Annotated in this window: 14 protein-coding genes and 1 riboswitch; of the genes, 9 read left to right on the forward strand and 5 right to left on the reverse strand. The window is 74.8% G+C overall.

Annotation, left to right across the window (positions count from 1 at the left end):
- Positions 1-67 precede the first annotated feature (67 nt).
- A complete protein-coding gene (locus tag IE225_RS14500) occupies positions 68-1,054 on the reverse strand; it encodes a ferredoxin family protein (protein WP_190057904.1) in 987 nt (328 codons plus the stop codon).
- Positions 1,055-1,270: 216 nt separating this feature from the next.
- The gene (locus tag IE225_RS14505) at positions 1,271-2,527 is read right to left on the reverse strand and encodes a citrate synthase (RefSeq protein WP_190057905.1); all 1,257 of its coding nucleotides are present in this window, start codon (positions 2,525-2,527) and stop codon (positions 1,271-1,273) included.
- Between the two features lie 262 nt (positions 2,528-2,789).
- On the opposite strand from IE225_RS14505, the gene IE225_RS14510 reads away from it, so the two are divergent.
- On the forward strand, positions 2,790-4,061 hold the full coding sequence (locus tag IE225_RS14510) for a CobW family GTP-binding protein (protein WP_229879548.1): 1,272 nt from the start codon (positions 2,790-2,792) through the stop codon (positions 4,059-4,061).
- Between the two features lie 130 nt (positions 4,062-4,191).
- Here IE225_RS14510 and IE225_RS14515 read toward each other — a convergent pair whose 3' ends face one another.
- Positions 4,192-6,642, reverse strand: coding sequence for a DNA gyrase/topoisomerase IV subunit A (locus IE225_RS14515; protein WP_190057906.1), 2,451 nt, complete (start codon positions 6,640-6,642; stop codon positions 4,192-4,194).
- Between the two features lie 406 nt (positions 6,643-7,048).
- Here IE225_RS14515 and IE225_RS14520 point away from each other — a divergent pair, with 406 nt between their 5' ends.
- The 4 genes from IE225_RS14520 (at position 7,049) to IE225_RS14535 (ending at position 11,913) form a co-directional block, all read left to right on the forward strand.
- Positions 7,049-8,437 (forward strand): M16 family metallopeptidase, encoded by a 1,389-nt coding sequence (locus IE225_RS14520; protein WP_190057907.1) that lies wholly within the window; start codon positions 7,049-7,051, stop codon positions 8,435-8,437.
- Positions 8,434-9,822, forward strand: coding sequence for a M16 family metallopeptidase (locus IE225_RS14525; RefSeq protein WP_190057908.1), 1,389 nt, complete (start codon positions 8,434-8,436; stop codon positions 9,820-9,822). The genes IE225_RS14520 and IE225_RS14525 overlap by 4 nt, the downstream gene beginning before the upstream one ends.
- A 228-nt stretch (positions 9,823-10,050) precedes the next feature.
- A riboswitch (cyclic di-AMP (ydaO/yuaA leader) is annotated at positions 10,051-10,248 on the forward strand.
- Positions 10,249-10,262: 14 nt separating this feature from the next.
- Positions 10,263-11,018 carry a M23 family metallopeptidase gene (locus tag IE225_RS14530; protein WP_190057909.1) on the forward strand — a complete coding sequence of 252 codons (756 nt, stop codon included), beginning with the start codon at positions 10,263-10,265 and terminating at the stop codon, positions 11,016-11,018.
- 199 nt (positions 11,019-11,217) lie between these two features.
- Positions 11,218-11,913 (forward strand): GntR family transcriptional regulator, encoded by a 696-nt coding sequence (locus IE225_RS14535; RefSeq protein WP_190057910.1) that lies wholly within the window; start codon positions 11,218-11,220, stop codon positions 11,911-11,913.
- 264 nt (positions 11,914-12,177) lie between these two features.
- On the opposite strand, the gene IE225_RS14540 is transcribed toward IE225_RS14535, so the two are convergent.
- On the reverse strand, positions 12,178-12,459 hold the full coding sequence (locus IE225_RS14540; protein ID WP_190057911.1) for an HPr family phosphocarrier protein: 282 nt from the start codon (positions 12,457-12,459) through the stop codon (positions 12,178-12,180).
- 216 nt (positions 12,460-12,675) lie between these two features.
- On the opposite strand from IE225_RS14540, the gene IE225_RS14545 reads away from it, so the two are divergent.
- From IE225_RS14545 to IE225_RS14560, 4 genes are all read left to right on the forward strand, one after another.
- Positions 12,676-15,540 (forward strand): bifunctional acetate--CoA ligase family protein/GNAT family N-acetyltransferase, encoded by a 2,865-nt coding sequence (locus IE225_RS14545; protein WP_190057912.1) that lies wholly within the window; start codon positions 12,676-12,678, stop codon positions 15,538-15,540.
- Between the two features lie 198 nt (positions 15,541-15,738).
- Complete coding sequence (locus tag IE225_RS14550) at positions 15,739-16,335, forward strand: DUF5998 family protein (protein ID WP_190057913.1); 597 nt, start codon at positions 15,739-15,741, stop codon at positions 16,333-16,335.
- Positions 16,335-17,525 carry an alkaline phosphatase family protein gene (locus IE225_RS14555; RefSeq protein ID WP_190057914.1) on the forward strand — a complete coding sequence of 397 codons (1,191 nt, stop codon included), beginning with the start codon at positions 16,335-16,337 and terminating at the stop codon, positions 17,523-17,525. The genes IE225_RS14550 and IE225_RS14555 overlap by 1 nt, the downstream gene beginning before the upstream one ends.
- A 97-nt stretch (positions 17,526-17,622) precedes the next feature.
- Positions 17,623-18,426, forward strand: a complete 804-nt coding sequence (locus IE225_RS14560; protein WP_373303189.1) for a class I SAM-dependent methyltransferase — start codon at positions 17,623-17,625, stop codon at positions 18,424-18,426.
- On the opposite strand, the gene IE225_RS14565 is transcribed toward IE225_RS14560, so the two are convergent.
- Positions 18,398-19,024 (reverse strand): TetR/AcrR family transcriptional regulator, encoded by a 627-nt coding sequence (locus IE225_RS14565; protein WP_190057915.1) that lies wholly within the window; start codon positions 19,022-19,024, stop codon positions 18,398-18,400. The two genes, IE225_RS14560 and IE225_RS14565, sit on opposite strands and share 29 nt — an antisense overlap.
- Between the last annotated feature and the right edge of the window lie 73 nt (positions 19,025-19,097).

Here is a 19,097-nt window from a genome sequence, read left to right on the forward strand (position 1 = left end):
ACGCGGGCGGGCCGCCCCGCCCCAGGGGTACGGCGAGGCCCGGCGGCCGGACCCCGGCGGGGTGCCCCTAGGCCAGGGCTCCCTGTACGGCCGGTTCGCGCACCGCGACGACGTCCATGCGCGCCGGTGTTCCCAGCACGGACGCCCCGCAGCTCTCCCTGCGGGGCGGCCGGGCCGCGCCCTGGGCCACCTCCACCTGCCAGTGGCGTCCGTCGGCGTGGGCGACGGTCACCTCCCAGCGCGGGGCGGCACCGTCGGTCCGCGCGTCCTGTGGGTCCCGTGCGTCCCGTACGACCTCTACGACCCGTACGACGCGGAGGGCGTCCGCGCGGTCCTCGCCCGTCGCCGCACGCACGGCCAGTTCGGCCGCCTGCCCGGGCAGCTCCCAGGCCGACCTGCCCCGGCAGTCCCGGAGGCTGATCCGCCCCTCGCGCACCCGGTGCAGGATCTCGCCGGCGGTGTGCGCCCGGACCCTGCCGTAGGCGTACCCGTACGGCAGGACGAGCAGGGTGGGCGCGAACCGGTGGCCCCCCAGATGGGTGACCTCCCACACGCCCTCCGCGCCGGACGCGGCGAGCTCGGCCGCGAGGGGCCGGCCGAGCAGGGCGCAGCAGCGGTCCCGCTTGCCGTTGGTGCAGACGAGGGCGAGCGGGTGACCGGTGTGCGGGACGCCGCCCAGCACGGCGTCGAAGGAACGGTGATCGCCGCGGCCCAGCGCGGCGAGGTCCAGCGCCAACAGGAGCGCGGAGTCGTCGGTGACGGCGGCGCGCACCCACGTCCTTCCCGGCACGGTGTGCGCCGCGTACACCCGGCGCGTCTGCGGAGTGCCGCAGTCGGCGTGCCGGCCGGGCCGGCGGATGAGCGCCACACGGACCCCGGTGCCCTTGGCGGCCCGCTCCAGGGCACGCCCGACGGCGGGGTCCAGATGGCTGGAAAGGAGCGCGTTGGCACCCCAGGGGCCGGGCTGTTCCAGCAGCAGCCACGTCGTTGCCATGGCCGCGGTCCCCGCGACGGGCTCGTCGAGCTCCAGGGAGACGGTCGCGCACGTACTCACAGAGGTGAGCCTAACCTGACTTCCGGTGCGATGACTTCCGGCCGCACGACGGGACTGTTCCTGCGGGGCGGTGGGGACTGTGCGCAGGACCGCTCCTGTGGGGGCGGTGAGGACCTGTGCGCGGGACTGCGCGGGACTGCGCGGGACTGCTCCTGCGGGGGCGGTCGGGACCTGTGCGCGGGCTGCCCCGGCCGGGACGGCCGGGCGCGCGGCGGGTCACTCCGGCAGGGGGCGCGGTGGCCGCGGGCCGGTGTAGTGGCCGCTCGGGCGCATGCGCAGCGGGCGTTCCCCGTACTCCTCCAGCGCGTGCGCGATCCAGCCCGCCGTACGCGCCACGGCGAAGACGGTCTCGCTCGCGTCGGCGGACATCCCCGAGGCCACCGTGAACACCGCGAGGGCCAGATCGACGTTGGCGTGCAGCGGCGCGTGGCGCGCGGTGGTCTCCACGACGTCGCGGGCCGCGGCGAGCGCGGGCGCGGCGCCGGGCACCTCCTCCAGCAGCGCGAACAGGGCCCGCGCACGGGGATCCTCGCCTTGGTACAGCCGGTGGCCGAGCCCCGGGATGCGGCGCCCGGCGCGCAGCTCGTCCGCGACCACCGGCGCCGCGCCGCCCCGGTCCAGCACCTCCAGCAGCATCCGGTGGGCGAGCCCGCCGGCCGCGCCGTGCAGCGGGCCCTCGATCACGCCCAGGCCGGCGGAGACGGCCGCGTAGGCGTGCGCGCGGGCCGAGGCCGCGACCCGCACGGCGAGCGTGGAGGCGGCCAGGTCGTGGTCGGCCAGCAGCCCGAGCGCCGTGTCCAGGACGCGCAGCGACGCCTCGTCGGGGCCGCGGCCGGTCAGGCGTGCCCACAGCCGGCGGGCCACCGGGCCCTCGTCGCAGTCGGCGTGCCGCAGCGGCGGCAGCGCCGCGACCAGGGTGGGGATGAGGGTGCGCGCGGTGCCCAGGACGGCGTCCTCGGACAGGTCGAAGCGCAGCGGGTCCGCCACGGCCGCCGCGACGACCGCGACGCGCAGCCGGTCGGCGGGCCCGGCGTGCGCGGGCAGGGCGTCGACGGCCTGCCGGGCGGCCGCCACGGACGCCTCCGGCGCGGTGAAGGCGGCGCCGGGGCGCAGCTCCCCCGTCCACAGCCACTCGGCGACCTCCTCGTAGGAGTGCCGGGCGGCCAGCTCGGTCGCGTCGACCCCGCGGTAGAAGTACCGGTCCCGGTCGATCAACGTGAGCCGGGTGCGGACGGACGGCTCGCCGCCGGGTCCCGCGCCCGCGGCGCCGTCCCGCCGGGTGCGGCGGGCGAGCGCCTCGACCTCCTTGGCGTCGAAGGTGCTGCCCCGGCCGCCGGGCGCGCGGCGGCTGGTGAGCCGGCCGCGGCTGACGTAGGCGTACACCGTCTCGGGCTTCACCCCGAGCAGCTCGGCGGCCTCCTTGGTGGTCAGCCGGCGCTCCCCTGGAACAGGGGCGGGTTCCTGATCACGCATGGGAGTCACCGTATCCGTTCCGCCGGGCACTCATTGACGACTGAGCATTGATTCAATCAACGTTGACAGGGAGTGAGCCGGGCACGGGCAGTCAAGTCCCTCGCAGAGAGGGAACATGCCCGTCGGCCGTGCCCGTCGGCATGCCCGTCGGCCGTGCCCGTCGGCGGGGTCGGAGCGCCCGTATCCTGGGGCCGCGTCGAGTCCTGGTACACGCACCGGAGCCGCGAGCCGGTGCACACGTCGGTGGGAGAGTGGTCGCACGGTGAGCCGGCCGAGCCCGAACGAAGAGCTGGTCGCGAGTGCGGAGCCCCGCCCGGGCCCGCGGCAGATCCCGGTCGTCGTCCTCGCCGGTTTCCTCGGCTCCGGCAAGACCACCCTCCTCAACCACCTCCTGCACCACAGCGGCGGCAGCCGCATCGGCGCGATCGTCAACGACTTCGGTGCCATCGAGATCGACGCCATGGCCGTGGCCGGCGCCCTGGGCGACTCCACCGTCTCCCTCGGCAACGGCTGCCTGTGCTGCGCGGTCGACGTGAGCGAGCTGGACCTCTACCTGGAGCGGCTCACCCGGCCGGCCGTCGGCATCGATGTCGTCGTCATCGAGGCCAGCGGCCTGGCCGAGCCGCGGGAACTGGTCCGGATGGTGCTGACCAGTGAGAACCCCGACGTGGTCTACGGCGGGCTCGTCGAGGTCGTCGACGCCGCCGAGTTCGACGCCACCCGCGCCCGGCACCCGGAGATCGACCGGCACCTCGCCCTCGCCGACCTGGTCGTCGTCAACAAGCTCGACCGGGCGGCGGACGGCGAGCGGATCCTGGCCCAGGTGCGCTCCCTCGCCGACCGGGCCGCCGTCGTGCCCGCCTCCTACGGCCGCGTCGACCCGGAGTTCCTGTTCGACTGCCGGCCCAGCGAGGAGCGCGTCGGCCAGCTGTCCTTCGACGACCTGTACGGCCCCGACGACCACGAGCCCGGCCAAGAGCACGACGGGCATCTGCACGCCGCCTACGACAGCCTGTCGTTCGTGTCCGGCACGCCGATGGACCCGCGCCGGCTGATGGCGTTCCTCGACAGCAGGCCCGAGGGGCTGTACCGGATCAAGGGCTACGTCGATTTCGGCGCCCACGACCCCCGCAACCGCTACGCCGTCCACGCCGTCGGCCGGTTCCTGCGCTTCTACCCCGAGCCCTGGCCGCCCGGCGACGCCCGGGCGACGCAGCTCGTGCTCATCGGCGCCGGCATCGACACCGTGGCCCTCGGCAAGGAACTGGAGGCATGCCGGGCGGACGCCGGGCAGGCGGCCGACGAGCACGCCATGTGGGGAGTCCTGCGGTACGTCCAGGACGTCCGGGACGCGGACACCCACGCGGAAGCCCATGCGGAAACCCACGCGGACGTGCCGTACGCCGACCCCCCTCCCGGTCCGGGCGCCGGCGTGTTCGTCTCCGAGCCCGTCATCGATCCCGAGGACCCCGAGGACCTCGAGTACGCCGACACCGACGCGGGCGCGGGCGGGGACGCGGACCAGGACGTCTAGCCGCCACCCCGCCCCCGCAGGAGACCACCCCGCCCCGCAGGAGCCCGGCCCGGACCGTAGGACCACCGGCCGGCCCGGACCGTCGGACCACCGCCGGCCCGGGCGGTCCGGGACCGCCCGGCGCCCGCCGTCACGCCGGGCCCGCCACCGCCGCGATCCTCTTCGGCAGGGACACGCCCGAACCGTCGCGCCGCGAGTCCAGCGGCGGCAGTTCGGCGGCGGAGCCGTTCTTCTGGGCGGCCCGGGCCGGGGCGGGGCCGGCCCAGGCGAAGGACAGGCAGTCCTCGCCCTTGAGGAACCGCTGGCAGCGCACGCCGCCGGTGGCGCGGCCCTTGCGCGGGAACTGGTCGAAGGGCGTCATCTTGGCCGTCGTCTGCACGGAGTCGTCCAGCGTGCCGCGCGACCCCGCGACGGTCACGACGACCGCGTCGGTCGCCGGGTCCACCGCCGTGAACGAGATGACCTTGGCCCCGTCGGCGAGCTTGATGCCCGCCACGCCGCCGGCCGGACGGCCCTGCGGACGCACCTGCGAGGCCTGGAAGCGCAGCAGCTGGGCGTCGTCGGTGACGAAGACGAGATCCTCCTCGCCGGTGCGCAGCTCGACTGCGCCGACGATCCGGTCGCCCTCCTTGAGGGTGATGACCTCCAGCTCCTCCTTGTTGGCGGGGTAGTCGGGCACCACGCGCTTGACGACGCCCTGCTCGGTGCCGAGCGCCAGGCCGGGGGAGGACTCGTCCAGCGTGGTCAGGCACAGCACCTCCTCGCCCTCCCGCAGGGAGACGAACTCGGTGACCGGCGCGCCCCCGGAGAGGTTCGGCGCCGACGCCGACTCCGGAAGCTGGGGCAGGTCCACGACGTTGATCCGCAGCAGGCGGCCCGCCGACGTGACCACGCCGACCTCGCCGCGCGCGGTCGCCGGCACCGCGGAGACGATCACGTCGTGCTTGACGCGCTTGCCCTCCTGCGGGAGCGGCTCCGCGTTGGCCGTACGGGCCAGCAGACCCGTCGACGACAGCAGCACCCGGCACGGGTCGTCGGCGACCTGCAGCGGCACGGCCGCGACCGGGACCTCGGAGGCGTCCAGCAGCACCGTGCGCCGCGGGGTGCCGAACTTCTTCGCCACCTGGGCCAGCTCGCCGGAGACCAGCTTGCGCAGCTCCGCGTCCGACTCCAGGATCCGGGTCAGCTCGGCGATCTCGGCGTTGAGCCGGTCCCGCTCCGCCTCCAGCTCGATGCGGTCGTACTTGGTCAGGCGGCGCAGCGGCGTGTCGAGGATGTACTGGGTCTGGATCTCCGACAGCGAGAAGCGCTCCATCAGGCGCTCCTTGGCCTGCGCGGAGTTCTCGCTGGAGCGGATCAGGCGGATCACCTCGTCGATGTCGACCAGGGCCGTGAGCAGGCCCTCGACCAGGTGCAGCCGGTCGCGCTTCTTGCCGCGGCGGAACTCCGAGCGGCGGCGCACCACGTCGAAGCGGTGGTCGAGGTAGACCTCCAGCAGCTCCTTCAGGCCGAGGGTGACGGGCTGGCCGTCGACCAGGGCGACGTTGTTGATGCCGAAGGACTCCTCCATCGGCGTCAGCTTGTAGAGCTGCTCCAGGACCGCCTCCGGCACGAAGCCGTTCTTGATCTCGATGACCAGGCGCAGGCCGTGCTCGCGGTCGGTGAGGTCCTTGACGTCGGCGATGCCCTGCAGCTTCTTCGAGCCGACCAGGTCCTTGATCTTGGCGATCACCTTCTCCGGGCCGACCGTGAACGGCAGTTCGGTGACGACCAGGCCCTTGCGGCGCGCCGTGACGTTCTCCACCGAGACCGTGGCGCGGATCTTGAACGTGCCGCGGCCCGTCTCGTATGCCTCGCGGATGCCGGACAGGCCGACGATGCGGCCGCCGGTGGGCAGGTCGGGGCCCGGGACGTGCTTCATCAGCGCGTCCAGGTCCGCGTTCGGGTACCGGATGAGGTGGCGGGCGGCGGCGATCACCTCGCCCAGGTTGTGCGGGGGCATGTTGGTGGCCATGCCCACGGCGATGCCCGACGCGCCGTTGACCAGCAGGTTCGGGAAGGCGGCGGGCAGGGCGACCGGTTCGCGCTCCTGGCCGTCGTAGTTGGGGACGAAGTCGACGGTGTCCTCGTCGATGGACTCCGTCATCAGGCTCGTCGCCGCGGCCATGCGGCACTCGGTGTACCGCATCGCCGCGGGCGGGTCGTCGTTGCCCAGCGAGCCGAAGTTGCCGTGGCCGTCGACCAGGGGCACGCGCATGGAGAAGGGCTGCGCCATGCGCACCAGCGCGTCGTAGATCGACGCGTCGCCGTGCGGGTGCAGCTTGCCCATGACCTCGCCGACGACGCGGGCGCACTTGACGTAGCCGCGGTCGGGGCGCAGGCCCATCTCGTTCATCTGGTAGACGATCCGCCGGTGGACCGGCTTCAGGCCGTCGCGGGCGTCCGGCAGGGCGCGGGAGTAGATGACCGAGTACGCGTACTCGAGGAAGGAGCCCTGCATCTCGTCGACGACGTCGATGTCGAGGATCTTCTCCTCGTACGCGTCGTCGGGCGGCGGGGTCTTCGTGCTGCGGCGGGCCATCGCTGCCGGCTCCTTGCTGGGACGAGTGACGGGATCTGACGCGGACCATTGTGGACCTCGGGACTGACAGCGGTGCGCGGCACTCGGCCCGTGGCGCGCACCGCGCGGCCCGCACCGCCGCCCCGCCGCCCCCGCGCCCGGCTGCTTCGCCGGGCCCCGCGGGCGGCCCGCGGGCCTCGCCGGCCGGCTCCCGGATCCCGGGCCCCGCGGGCGGGACCCGGCGCACCCGGCCGCCTCCCCGGCTCCCGCGGCGCGGCCATCCGCAGCGTACGCGATCCGCTGTCGGCGTACGTCCGCCGGGAACTTCGCCGACCGTCCGCACGCTTGCATACAGTGGCAGGACCGGCAGGAAGACAGCGGTGCCGACGGTGGTGTCGGCGACCGCCACGCGATCGAAGGGATGTACATGCCCATGGGTCACACGGCCACAACCCAGGCGGGAACAGGCGGCCTGACAGCGACCGAGCACCGCCTGGACAACGGCCTGAGGGTGGTGCTCTCGGAGGACCACCTGACCCCGGTCGCGGCGGTGTGCCTCTGGTACGACGTCGGTTCGCGCCACGAGGTCAAGGGGCGCACCGGTCTGGCTCACCTTTTCGAGCACCTCATGTTCCAGGGTTCCGCCCAGGTGAAGGGCAACGGCCACTTCGAGCTGGTGCAGAGCGCGGGCGGCTCCCTGAACGGCACGACGAGCTTCGAGCGCACCAACTACTTCGAGACCATGCCCGCCCACCAGTTGGAGCTCGCGCTGTGGCTGGAGGCCGACCGCATGGGCTCCCTGCTGGCCGCCCTCGACCAGGAGTCCCTGGACAACCAGCGGGACGTCGTCAAGAACGAGCGCCGCCAGCGCTACGACAACGTCCCCTACGGCACGGCCTTCGAGCGGCTGACCGCCCTGGCCTATCCCGAGGGCCACCCGTACCACCACACGCCCATCGGGTCCATGGCCGACCTGGACGCGGCCACCCTGGAGGACGCGCGGGAGTTCTTCCGCACCTACTACGCGCCCAACAACGCCGTCCTGTCGGTCGTCGGCGACATCGACCCCGAGCAGACCCTGGCCTGGATCGAGAAGTACTTCGGCTCCATCCCCTCCCACCAGGGCAAGCCCGCCCCGCGCGACGGCACGCTGCCGGACGTCATCGGCCGCGAGCTGCGCGAGGTGGTCGAGGAGGAGGTCCCGGCCCGCGCCCTGATGGCCGCCTACCGGCTCCCGCACGACGGCACGCGCGCGTGCGACGCGGCCGACCTGGCGCTGACCGTCCTGGGCGGCGGCGAGTCCTCCCGCCTGTACAACCGGCTCGTGCGCCACGACCGCACGGCCGTCACCGCCGGGTTCGGCCTGCTGCGGCTGGCGGGCGCGCCGTCCCTGGGCTGGCTGGACGTGAAGACCTCCGGCGACGCCCAGGTGCCGGCCGTCGAGGCCGCCATCGACGAGGAGCTCGCCCGGTTCGCCGAGGAGGGGCCCACGCCGGAGGAGATGGAGCGCGCCCAGGCCCAGTTGGAGCGCGAGTGGCTGGACCGGCTCGGCACGGTCGCCGGCCGCGCCGACGAACTGTGCCGCTACGCCGTCCTGTTCGGCGATCCGCAGCTGGCCCTGACCGCCGTGCAGCGCGTCCTGGAGGTGACCGCCGAGGAGGTCCAGGAGGTCGCCAAGGCCCGCCTGCGGCCCGACAACCGCGCGGTGCTCGTCTACGAGCCCGTCGCCGGCGAGGCACCGGCCGCCGAGGCCGCTGCCACCGACGGCACCGATGGCACCGATGGCGCTGACAACAACGAGGAGACGGACCGGTGACCGAGCTCGCCCCGATGCAGTTCCACCCCATGCCGCAGGCGGGCGAGGCCCGGCCCTGGGCCTTCCCCACGCCCGAGCGCGGCGCCCTGGACAACGGCCTGACGGTGCTGCGCTGCCACCGCCCCGGCCAGCAGCTCGTCGCCGTGGAGGTGCTCCTGGACGCGCCCCTGGACGCCGAACCGGCCGGTCTGGACGGTGTCGCCACCATCATGGCCAGGGCCTTCTCCGAGGGCACCGACCAGCACACGGCGGAGGAGTTCGCCGCCGAGCTGGAGCGCTGCGGCGCCACCCTCGACGCGCACGCCGACCACCCCGGCGTCCGCCTCTCCCTGGAGGTGCCCGCCTCCCGGCTGGCCAGGGCCCTCGGTCTGGTCGCCGACGCCCTGCGCGCGCCCGCCTTCGCCGACAACGAGGTGGAGCGCCTGGTGCGCAACCGCCTGGACGAGATCCCGCACGAGCTGGCCAACCCCTCCCGCCGCGCCGCCAAGGAGCTGTCCAAGGAGCTGTTCCCGGCGACCTCGCGCATGGCGCGCCCCCGCCAGGGCACCGAGGACACCGTCGCGCACATCGACGCCGCGGCCGTACGCGCCTTCTACGAGCGGCACGTGCACCCCGCCACCTCCACCGCCGTGGTCGTCGGCGACCTGGCCGGCATCGACCTGGACGCCGTGCTCGCCGACACGCTGGGCGGCTGGAGCGGCCCCGCGGCCCGGCCGCACGCCGTGCCGCCGGTGACCGCCGACGACACCGGCCGGGTCGTGATCGTCGACCGGCCCGGCGCCGTCCAGACGCAGCTGCTGCTCGGGCGCATCGGCCCCGACCGGCACGACCGCGTCTGGCCCGCCCAGGTCGTGGGCACCTACTGCCTCGGCGGCACCCTCACCTCCCGCCTGGACCGCGTCCTGCGCGAGGAGAAGGGCTACACCTACGGGGTGCGGGCGTTCGGCCAGGTGCTGCGCTCCGCCCCCGACGGCAGCGGCGCCGCCCTGCTCGCCATCAGCGGCTCGGTGGACACCCCGAATACCGGGCCGGCCCTGGACGACCTGTTCACGGTGGTGCGGAAGCTCGCCGCCGAGGGCCTCACCGACGCCGAGCGGGACGCGGCCGTGCAGAACCTGGTGGGCGTGGCGCCGCTGAAGTACGAGACCGCGGCGGCCGTCGCCGGCACGCTCGCCGACCAGGTCGAGCAGCACCTGCCCGACGACTACCAGGCCACGCTGTACCGGCAGCTCGCCGCCACCGGCACCGTGGAGGCCACGGCCGCGGTCGTCAGCGCCTTCCCGGTGGACCGTCTCGTGACGGTCCTCGTCGGCGACGCCGCCGAGATCAGGGAGCCGGTCGAGCGGCTCGGGATCGGCCCGGTCACCGTCGTACCGGCGGAGTAGGAGTAGCGGGGTACTGGCGGAGCAGCGGGCGGCACCCGCACGCGTGCGCGAGGGGCCCTGGTGACGGATGCGTCACCAGGGCCCCTCGGTGCCCGAATTGCGGCGGAGACCGCCTGTCTGCCCTGTGGCGTCCGCTACAAAAACCGGGCTGCGTTTGAGGATTGACGGCCCGCCCGCCTAGCGTCACCTCCGGCTGTCCGTCAGGCAGTGCGCCGCACCCGCGGCACCGGGCAGCCGTCGCCGAATCCCCGTGCGGCGCGAGCCAGGGGAGCCGGGGACCCGCCTTCCCGCCGCCGTCCGCGCGGCCGGAGGGGCCTTGCAGTCCCTGGGGTGAATCGGACGCCCGCGCGTGCCGCGAGGGTGTCCGTAGGAGACCTTCCCGCTCCGAACCCGTCAGCTAACCCGGCAGGCGAGACGGAAGGAAAGGACCAGACCACCTCATGGCGTTCACGCGCGCCACCGGCAAGCACCGCCGTCCCGGCCGGACGCAGCGCACCACCGCCCGCGCGGCGGGCGTCGCGGCCCTCACCACCGCCGGCGCCGTCGGCACCCTCGCCGCCCCGGCCCTCGCCGCCGACGAACCCGCCCCGGAGCAGACTGGCCTCATCCCGGTCGTCGCCATCGGCGACACGGTCGCCGCCCAGATCGACGCGCAGGCCGCCGCCCAGGAGCAGGCCGCGGAGCAGAAGAAGGCGGAGGAGGCCGCGCGCCGCAAGGCCGCCGAGGAGGCGCGCAGGGCCCGCGAGGCCAAGGAGCGCGCCGCCCGCGAGGCCGAGCGCAAGCGCCTGGACACCTTCGTGCTGCCCATCACCGGCTCCTACATCTCCACCGGCTACAAGGCCGGCGGGTCCCTGTGGTCCTCCGGCAGCCACACCGGCGTCGACTTCCACGCCGCCGGCGGCACGCCCGTCCACGCGGTCGGCGCCGGCACCGTCGTGCAGACCGGCTGGGGCGGGGCGTACGGCAACCAGATCGTGATCAAGATGAACGACGGCACGTACACCCAGTACGGCCACCTGTCGTCCATCGAGGTCTCCGTGGGTCAGGAGGTCACCCCCGGCCAGCAGATCGCGCTGTCCGGCGCGACCGGCAACACCACCGGCCCGCACCTGCACTTCGAGGCCCGCACCACCCCCGAGTACGGCTCCGACATCGACCCCGTCGCCTACCTGCGCAAGCACGGCGTGAGCATCTGACCCGCCCCGCCCGGCGACCGCGCCCCACTCCCGCCCACTGCCCCGGCCCGGCCGGGGCTTTCGGCGTTTCAGGACGCCCGCTGTCCAAAAAACTCCATGGATTCGATCCCGCCGTCGGAAATTACCGCCCTTTGCCCTAGAGTTCACGGAACACGCGTCCATCGTCGACGTTTCACGGGGATCGAGGCGGAGGTCGGTCATGCGTATTCCGGCGCATTCGGTGTGCACGGCGATCCGGGACGACATCGTCGCCGGTGTCCACGAGCGCGGCAGCCGGCTCACCGAGGAACTCCTCGCCCGCCGGTACGGCGTCTCGCGCGTCCCCGTGCGCGAGGCGCTGCGCACGCTGGAGGCGGAAGGCTTCGTGGTGACCCGGCGGCACGCGGGCGCGTGCGTCGCGGAGCCCACCGAGCAGGAGGCCGCCGACCTGCTGGAGATGCGCCTGCTGCTGGAGCCGCTCGGCGCCGCCCGGGCCGCCCAGCGCCGCACCGAGGCGCACCTGAAGGTGCTGCGCGGCCTGGTCCGGCTGGGCCGGGAGCGGGCCCGCCGGGGCGGCGGCGAGGACCTGCGCTCCCTGGACGGCTGGTTCCACGAGACGCTCGCCCAGGCGTCCCGAAGCCCCGCGCTGACCGCCCTGCTGACCCAGCTGCGGCACAAGATCGCCTGGATGTACACGGTCGACGCGCCGGCCGATCCCGTGGAGTCCTGGGCGGAGCACGGCGCCATCGTGGACGCCGTCGCCCGCGGCGACAGCGAGCGCGCGCGGGCGATCACGGCCCTGCACACCGAGCGCTTCGGCGCCGCGCACCGCCTGCGTCCCGGCGCCGGCGCGGAGCGCGCCGACCGCGTGAGGAATTCGCAACACCCCGTAAACATGCCGGGCCCGCGCCCTTAACACGGACACCGTATACAAAGAAGGGATATGCGGCGGAGGCGTATTTCCGCTGCCCTTTTCCGTGCGTGTCGTGTGCGCTTTTTCGTGTGTGCCGTGTTTGCCGTGTGTGCCGTGTGCGCTCGCGCGCGGTCGGCCGATTGCCTTCCGCACTTTTTCGTGCGCCCGGGAAAATACCGGCGGAGGCCGCCGGCTGCCCGGCGAAAAGGCGAAAGCCGCGCCGCCCGCACGGGCGACGCGGCTTTCGCGGCGGGTGCCGCGGGCGCGTCAGACGGTCTCGGGGAGTTCCTCGAGACCCTCGCCGACCAGCTTGGCGAGCCGGTCGAGCACGACGTCCGCGCCCTCGGCGTCGGAGGCGAGGACGACCTCCTCGCCGCCCTGGGCGCCCAGGCCGAGGACCGCCAGCATCGAGGCCGCGTTGACGGGGGTGCCGCCGGGCTTGGCGATCGTCACGGGAACACCTGCGGCCGTGGCGGCCCGGACGAAGATGGAGGCGGGGCGGGCGTGGAGGCCCTCGGCCCAGCCGACGTTGACGCGGCGCTCAGCCATGTGTTGCTGCCCTTCACTCTCAGGGTTGTCTAGACCAGTTTCCCACACCGTGAAGCGGCCGGGAACGGTTCTGCGCACCTCTGCGCACCGTCCCGGCACGGTGTCGGGCCGCGGCCTCGGCCCGACACCCGGCCTTCACGGACGTCCCTTGCGGAACGCGGGTCCCCCACAGACTGCCTCGCGCCGTCGCCGGACGCGAGCCGTACCCTGGGGCCCATGCAGCAGACCTCGTCGGCCCGGCAGGAATACCCCTCCCACTGGGAGGCCGACGTGGTGCTGCGCGACGGCGGCACCGCGCGCATCCGGCCTATCACCGCCGACGACGCCGACCGCCTGGTCAGCTTCTACGAGAAGGTGTCGGACGAGTCGAAGTACTACCGCTTCTTCGCGCCCTACCCGCGTCTGTCCGCGAAGGACGTCCACCGCTTCACGCACCACGACTTCGTGGACCGGGTGGGACTCGCCGCCACGATCGGCGGCGAGTTCATCGCCACCGTACGCTATGACCGCGTCGGCCCCGACGGCCTGCCCGCCTCGGGGCCCGCCGACGAGGCCGAGGTCGCCTTCCTCGTCCAGGACGCCCACCAGGGCCGCGGCGTGGCCTCCGCCCTCCTGGAGCACATCGCGGCCGTCGCGCGCGAGCGCGGCATCCGCCGCTTCACCGCCGAGGTGCTCCCCGCCAACACCAAGATGATCAAGGTGTTCACGGACGCGGGCTACACGCAGACCCGCAGCTTCGAGGACGGCGTCGTGCGCCTGCACCTCGACCTGGAACCGACCGACCGCTCCCTGGCCGTGCAGCGCGCCCGCGAGCAGCGCGCCGAGGCCCGCTCGGTGCGGCGGCTGCTCCAGCCCGGCTCGGTCGCCGTGGTCGGCGTCGGCCGCCGCCCCGGCGGCGTGGGCCGCAACGTGCTGGGCAACCTGCGCCACGCGGGCTTCACCGGCCGTCTGTACGCCGTCAACAAGGCCCTGCCCGAGGAGCAGAAGGACATCGACGGCGTGCCCGCCCACCGCTCCGTGCGGGACATCCCCGACCCCGTCGACCTCGCCGTCGTCGCCGTGCCCGCCGAGCACGTCCCCGAGGTCGTCACCGAGTGCGGCGAGCACGGCGTGCAGGGCCTCGTCGTGCTGTCCGCCGGGTACGCCGAGAGCGGTCCCGAGGGGCGCGAGCGGCAGCGCGCGCTCGTCCGGCAGGCCCGCGCGTACGGGATGCGCATCATCGGCCCCAACGCCTTCGGGATCATCAACACCGACCCCGAGGTGCGGCTCAACGCCTCGCTCGCCCCGCAGCCGCCCCGCCCCGGCCGCATCGGCCTGTTCGCCCAGTCCGGCGCCATCGGCATCGCCCTGCTGTCCCGGCTGCACCGGCGCGGCGGCGGCGTCACCGGCGTCACCGGCGTGTCCACCTTCGTCTCCTCCGGCAACCGCGCCGACGTCTCCGGCAACGACGTCCTGCAGTACTGGTACGACGACCCGCGCACCGACGTCGCCCTGATGTACCTGGAGTCCATCGGCAACCCGCGCAAGTTCACCCGCCTCGCCCGCCGCACCGCCGCCGCCAAACCCCTGGTCGTCGTGCAGGGCGCCCGCCACGGCGCGGCCCCGCAGGGCCACACGGTACGGCCCACGCGCCTGTCCCACGCGACCGTCTCGGACCTGCTGCGGCAGGCCGGCGTGATCCGCGTGGACACCATCACCGAGCTGGTCGACACCGGTCTGCTGCTCGCCCGCCAGCCGCTGCCCGCCGGCCCGCGCGTGGCGATCCTCGGCAACTCCGAGTCGCTCGGCCTGCTCACCTACGACGCCTGCCTCGCCGAGGGCCTGCGCCCGCACCCCCCGCTCGACCTCACCACCGAGGCCTCGGCCGCCGACTTCCACGCGGCGCTCTCGCGCGCCCTGGCCGACGACACGTGCGACGCCGTGGTGGTCACCGCGATCCCCGGCGTGGGCGAGGTGTCGCTGGGCGACGCGGAGCTGGCGGAGGCCCTGCGCTCCGCGACCGCCACGGCGCCCGCCAAGCCGGTGCTCGTCGTGCACGTGGAGCTCGGCGGGCTCGCCGAGGCCCTGTCGGCCGCGGCCGGCACCGCGCCCCAGGCCCGTCCCTCGGAGCCGGCTCCCCGCCCCGCGGAGGCCGGCGCCGGCAGCCGGGGCCGGCCCGCCGAGCCGCCCGCCTCGCCCGCCGAGCCGCCCGCCGCGCCCGCCGGGGCGCCGCGGGACGCCCGCCTCATCCCCGCCTACCCCGCCGCGGAGCGCGCCGTGCGCGCCCTCGCCCAGGCGGTCTCGTACGCCCGGTGGCGGCGCGAGGCCGCCGACCCGGGCCGGGTGCCCGAGTACGAGGACATCGACGAGAAGGGCGCCGCCGACCTGATCCACGGCCTCCTCGCGTGCGGGAAGGGACTCACGCTCGGCGCCGAGGAGACCTGCGAGCTGCTCGGCCGCTACGGCATCCTCGTGCGCCGCGCCCTGTCCGCCCCCACCCCCGACGCGGCCGCCGCGGCCGCCCGCACCCTCGGCTACCCCGTCGCCCTCAAGGCCACCGCCCCGCACCTGCGCCACCGCGCCGACCTCGGCGGCGTCCGCCTCGACCTCGCCGACGAGGACCAACTGCGCCGCGCCTACGCGGAGTTGACCGACCTTTTCGGCGGCCCCGAGGAGCTGCGCCCGGTGGTGCAGCAGATGGCGCCGCGCGGCGTGGACACCGTCGTGCGGGCCGTCATCGACCCCGCGGTCGGCGCGGTGCTGTCCTTCGGGCTCGCCGGGGCGGCCTCCCAGCTGCTCGGTGACACGGCCCACCGGCTCGTCCCCGTCACCGACCGGGAGGCGAGCGCGATGATCCGCGCCGTGCGCACCGCGCCCCTGCTGTTCGGCTGGCGCGGCTCCGACCCGGTGGACACCGCGGCCCTGGAGGAACTGCTGCTGCGCGTCTCCCGTCTCGTCGACGACCACCCCGAGGTCGTCGCCGTCACCCTGGAGCCCGTCGTCGTGGCCTCCAGCGGCCTCAGCGTCCTGGGCGCCTCCGTCCGCCTCGCGCCCCCGCCCGCCCGCGACGACCTCGGCCCGCGCACCCTGCCGGCGTACTGAGGACACCGGCCCACCGCCCACCGGGCCGCACGCCGGCCGCGGACCGTACGCCGTCACCGGACCGCCCACCGCCGCCGGACCACACGCCGTCATCGCGCCGCCCACCGCCCACCGCTGCCGGACCGCCCGCCGCACCCGTTGCGCGAACGGTCCGGGGTGCTCCCGACCGGCCCGGAGCGGCCCGCCCCACGGATTAGGATGGACGGCATGGCCAAGACCAGTACGACGACCCAGGGGCTGCGTGCGGCGATCGAGCGCAGCGGCTACTACCCGGCCCTCGTGGCCGAGGCGGTGGAGGCCGCTGTGGGCGGCGAGCCCATCCGGTCGTACCTGGTCCACCAGGAGACCACGTTCGACCAGAACGAGGTGCGCCGGCACGTGACCGTGCTGGTCCTCACCGACAACCGGTTCATCGTCAACCACACCGACGAGCAGGGCGCGGACGACACCTCCCCGACGCCCTACGCGACAACGTCCACCGAGTCGGTGCGGCTGGACCGCATCTCGTCGGTCGTGGTCAGCCGCGTGGTCGCCAACCCGGAGGCGTACACGCCGGGCTCGCTGCCCCGCGAGGTGGTGCTCACCATCGGCTGGGGCGCCGTCAACCGCATCGACCTGGAGCCCGCCGCCTGCAGCGACCCCAACTGCGAGGCCGACCACGGCTACACGGGCAACTCCACCGCCGACGACCTGACCCTGCGCGTCAGCGAGACCGGCGACGGCCCGGAGACCGTGCGCCAGGCGCTCGCCTTCGCCCAGGCCCTCTCCGAGGCGACCGCGGACCTCGGCCGCTGATGGTGCAGCCCGCCGCCTGGGACCAGCCCGAACCGCTCTCCCTCGACACCGCCCCGGTGCCCGAGTACGGTTCCGGCTCGCTCGCCGACCTGCTGCCCACCCTCGCCGCGGGCATGGGCGTGCCCGGCACCGCCGCCGCCATCCGGGAGCTGACCCCCGCCGACCGCAACTGCGTCTTCCTCATCGACGGGCTCGGCTGGGAGCAGCTGCGCGCCCACCCCGAGGAGGCGCCGTTCCTGACCTCGCTCCTGGCCGGCTCGCGCGGCGGCACCGGCCGCCCGATCACCGCCGGCTTCCCGGCGACCACCGCGACCTCCCTCGCCTCCGTCGGCACCGGCCTGCCCCCGGCCGAGCACGGCCTGCCCGGCTACACCGTGCGCGACCCCGCCACCGGCGAGCTGATGAACCAGCTGCGCTGGCAGCCGTGGACGGACCCGCAGGTCTGGCAGCCGCACCCGACCGTCTTCCGCCTCGCGCAGGAGGCCGGCGTGCACGCCGCCCAGGTGTCCTCCCCGGCCTTCGAGCACACCCCGCTGACCAGGGTCGCGCTCAGCGGCGGAACGTTCTTCGGGCGGCTCTCCGGCGAGGACCGCGTCGACCTCGCCGCCGAGCAACTGGCCGCCGCCGACCGCGCCCTGGTCTACACGTACTACGCCGAACTCGACGGCGCCGGCCACCGCCACGGCGTCGACTCCGACACCTGGCGCGGCCAGCTGATGCACGTCGACCGGCTGGCGCAGCGCCTCGCGGAGCAACTGCCGCCGCGCAGCGCGCTGTACGTCACCGCCGACCACGGGATGATCGACATCCCCTTCGACGAGCTGCACCGCATCGACTTCGACGAGGACTGGGAGCTGCGCGCCGGCGTGGCCCTGCTCGGCGGCGAGGGCCGCGCCCGGCACGTCTACGCGCTGCCGGGCGCCGAGAACGACGTGCTGACCTGCTGGCGCGAGGTGCTCGGCGAGCAGTTCTGGGTGGCCTCGCGCGACGAGGCCGTCGCCGCCGGCTGGTTCGGGCCGCGCGTGGAGGACCGCGTCTACGCCCGCATCGGCGACGTGGTCGCCGCCGCCCGCGACGACGTGCTGCTCATCGCCTCCGCGCGGGAGCCGAAGGAGTCGTCCATGGTGGGCAACCACGGCTCCATGACACCCGCCGAGCAGCTCGTGCCCCTGCTCGAAGTGCGTTCCTGACACCGGCCTCGAAGCGCGTTCCTGACACCGGCTCGGCCGGCCTTCGGGAACGCTTGTGCGCGTTGCCGAGTGGGCACGTGCCCACTAGAGTGGGCGCATGCCCACTATGCCTCACGAACACCGCGCCATGGCCGAGTCGTTCGGCGGGGACGCCGAGCGCTACGACCGCGCCCGCCCCCGCTACCCGCAGGCCCTGGTGGAGCACGTCACCGGGGCGAGCCCCGGCCGGGCGTTCCTCGACGTCGGCTGCGGCACCGGCATCGCCGCCCGCCAGTTCCTGGCGGCCGGCTGCACGGTGCTCGGCGTCGAGCCGGACGCGCGCATGGCGGAGGTGGCCCGGCGGCTGGGCGTGGACGTGGAGGTGTCGACGTTCGAGGCGTGGGAGCCGGCCGGCCGCCGCTTCGACGCCGTCGTCTCGGGGCAGGCCTGGCACTGGATCGACCCGGTCGCGGGAGCCGCCAAGGCGGCGCGGGTGCTGCGGCCCGGCGGCGTGCTGGCCCTGTTCTGGAACGTGCCCCGGCTGCCGCCCGCCGTGGCCGGCGCCCTGGCCGAGGTGTACGCGCGCGTGGTGCCCGACGCGCCCTTCGACCTGCGGGCGATGGCGGACGCCTCCGCCGTGGACCGGTACCGGGAGCGGATCTTCGGCGCCGCCCGCGACGGCCTGCGCGAGACCGGCCGCTTCGCCGCGCCGCGGGAGTGGCGGCAGGACTGGGAGTACACCTGCACGCGCGAGGCCTGGCTGGAGCAGCTGCCCACCTCCGGCGCGCTCACCCGGCTCCCGCCGGACCGGCTGGCGCAGGTCCTGGACGGCGCCGGCGCCGCCGTCGACGCCCTGGGCGGCAGCTTCCCGCTCACCTACGCGACGGTGGCGCTCACCGCGGTGCGGACTGGCGCCGCCTGAGCCGGTCCGGTTCGCGCACGACCCCGGCGAGGACCGTGTCGACGACCCGGCGCACCTCCTCCTCGGCGGGCGCAGCGCCCTCCCGGCCCGCGAACAGCAGGTGCCCGGAGCCGACCAGGGTCAGCGCCAGGATGTCCACGTCGGCGTCGTCCGCGATGCGCCCCAGGTCCCGCTCGGCCGCCAGATACGACGCGATCATGGCCGTGGCCTCCTCGGCGACGGGCATCCCGACCGGCCGCTCCCGGCGCAGCCGGGCGCGCACCTCGTCCCGGAAGGTGAGGAGTTTGACGATCCCCAGCGCGACGGAGTCGAACACGTCCGTCAGGGCCCGGGTGAGGTGATCGGCGACGGCACCCGTGCCGGCAGCGGCGCGCAGGGCGGCCGCCTGGGCGTCGATCCGCCGGACGCGGTCCTGGACGAGCTCGGTGAGGAAGGTGTCGAAGTCGTCGAAGTGCCGGTGCAGCACGCCCTTGGCGCAGCCCGCCTCGGCGGTGACCGCCCGGCTGGTCAGCGCGTTCGGGCCGTCGCGCAGCAGGATGCGCTCGGCGGCCCGGAACAGCTGCCCGCGCGCGTCGCGCAGGGCGACTCCTGTCGGCACCGCGCCTCCCCTGTCAGGCCGTCGTACTGGGCGGGCGCCCGTTCTGCTCGCCGCGCTCATTCTACCGACGGCC

This window comes from Streptomyces echinoruber (genome assembly GCF_014651135.1).
In the GTDB taxonomy this organism is placed as follows: domain Bacteria; phylum Actinomycetota; class Actinomycetes; order Streptomycetales; family Streptomycetaceae; genus Streptomyces; species Streptomyces echinoruber.

Bases quoted from the DNA above. Each gene is read 5' to 3' on its own strand.
- IE225_RS14545 (WP_190057912.1), top strand. From the start codon at position 12,676: ATGCAGCAGACCTCGTCGGCCCGGCAGGAATACCCCTCCCACTGGGAG.
- IE225_RS14530 (WP_190057909.1), top strand. From the start codon at position 10,263: ATGGCGTTCACGCGCGCCACCGGCAAGCACCGCCGTCCCGGCCGGACG.
- IE225_RS14540 (WP_190057911.1), bottom strand. From the start codon at position 12,459: ATGGCTGAGCGCCGCGTCAACGTCGGCTGGGCCGAGGGCCTCCACGCC.
- IE225_RS14505 (WP_190057905.1), bottom strand. From the start codon at position 2,527: ATGCGTGATCAGGAACCCGCCCCTGTTCCAGGGGAGCGCCGGCTGACC.
- IE225_RS14535 (WP_190057910.1), top strand. From the start codon at position 11,218: ATGCGTATTCCGGCGCATTCGGTGTGCACGGCGATCCGGGACGACATC.
- IE225_RS14515 (WP_190057906.1), bottom strand. From the start codon at position 6,642: ATGGCCCGCCGCAGCACGAAGACCCCGCCGCCCGACGACGCGTACGAG.
- IE225_RS14550 (WP_190057913.1), top strand. From the start codon at position 15,739: ATGGACGGCATGGCCAAGACCAGTACGACGACCCAGGGGCTGCGTGCG.
- IE225_RS14560 (WP_373303189.1), top strand. From the start codon at position 17,623: ATGCCCACTATGCCTCACGAACACCGCGCCATGGCCGAGTCGTTCGGC.
- IE225_RS14555 (WP_190057914.1), top strand. From the start codon at position 16,335: ATGGTGCAGCCCGCCGCCTGGGACCAGCCCGAACCGCTCTCCCTCGAC.
- IE225_RS14520 (WP_190057907.1), top strand. From the start codon at position 7,049: ATGCCCATGGGTCACACGGCCACAACCCAGGCGGGAACAGGCGGCCTG.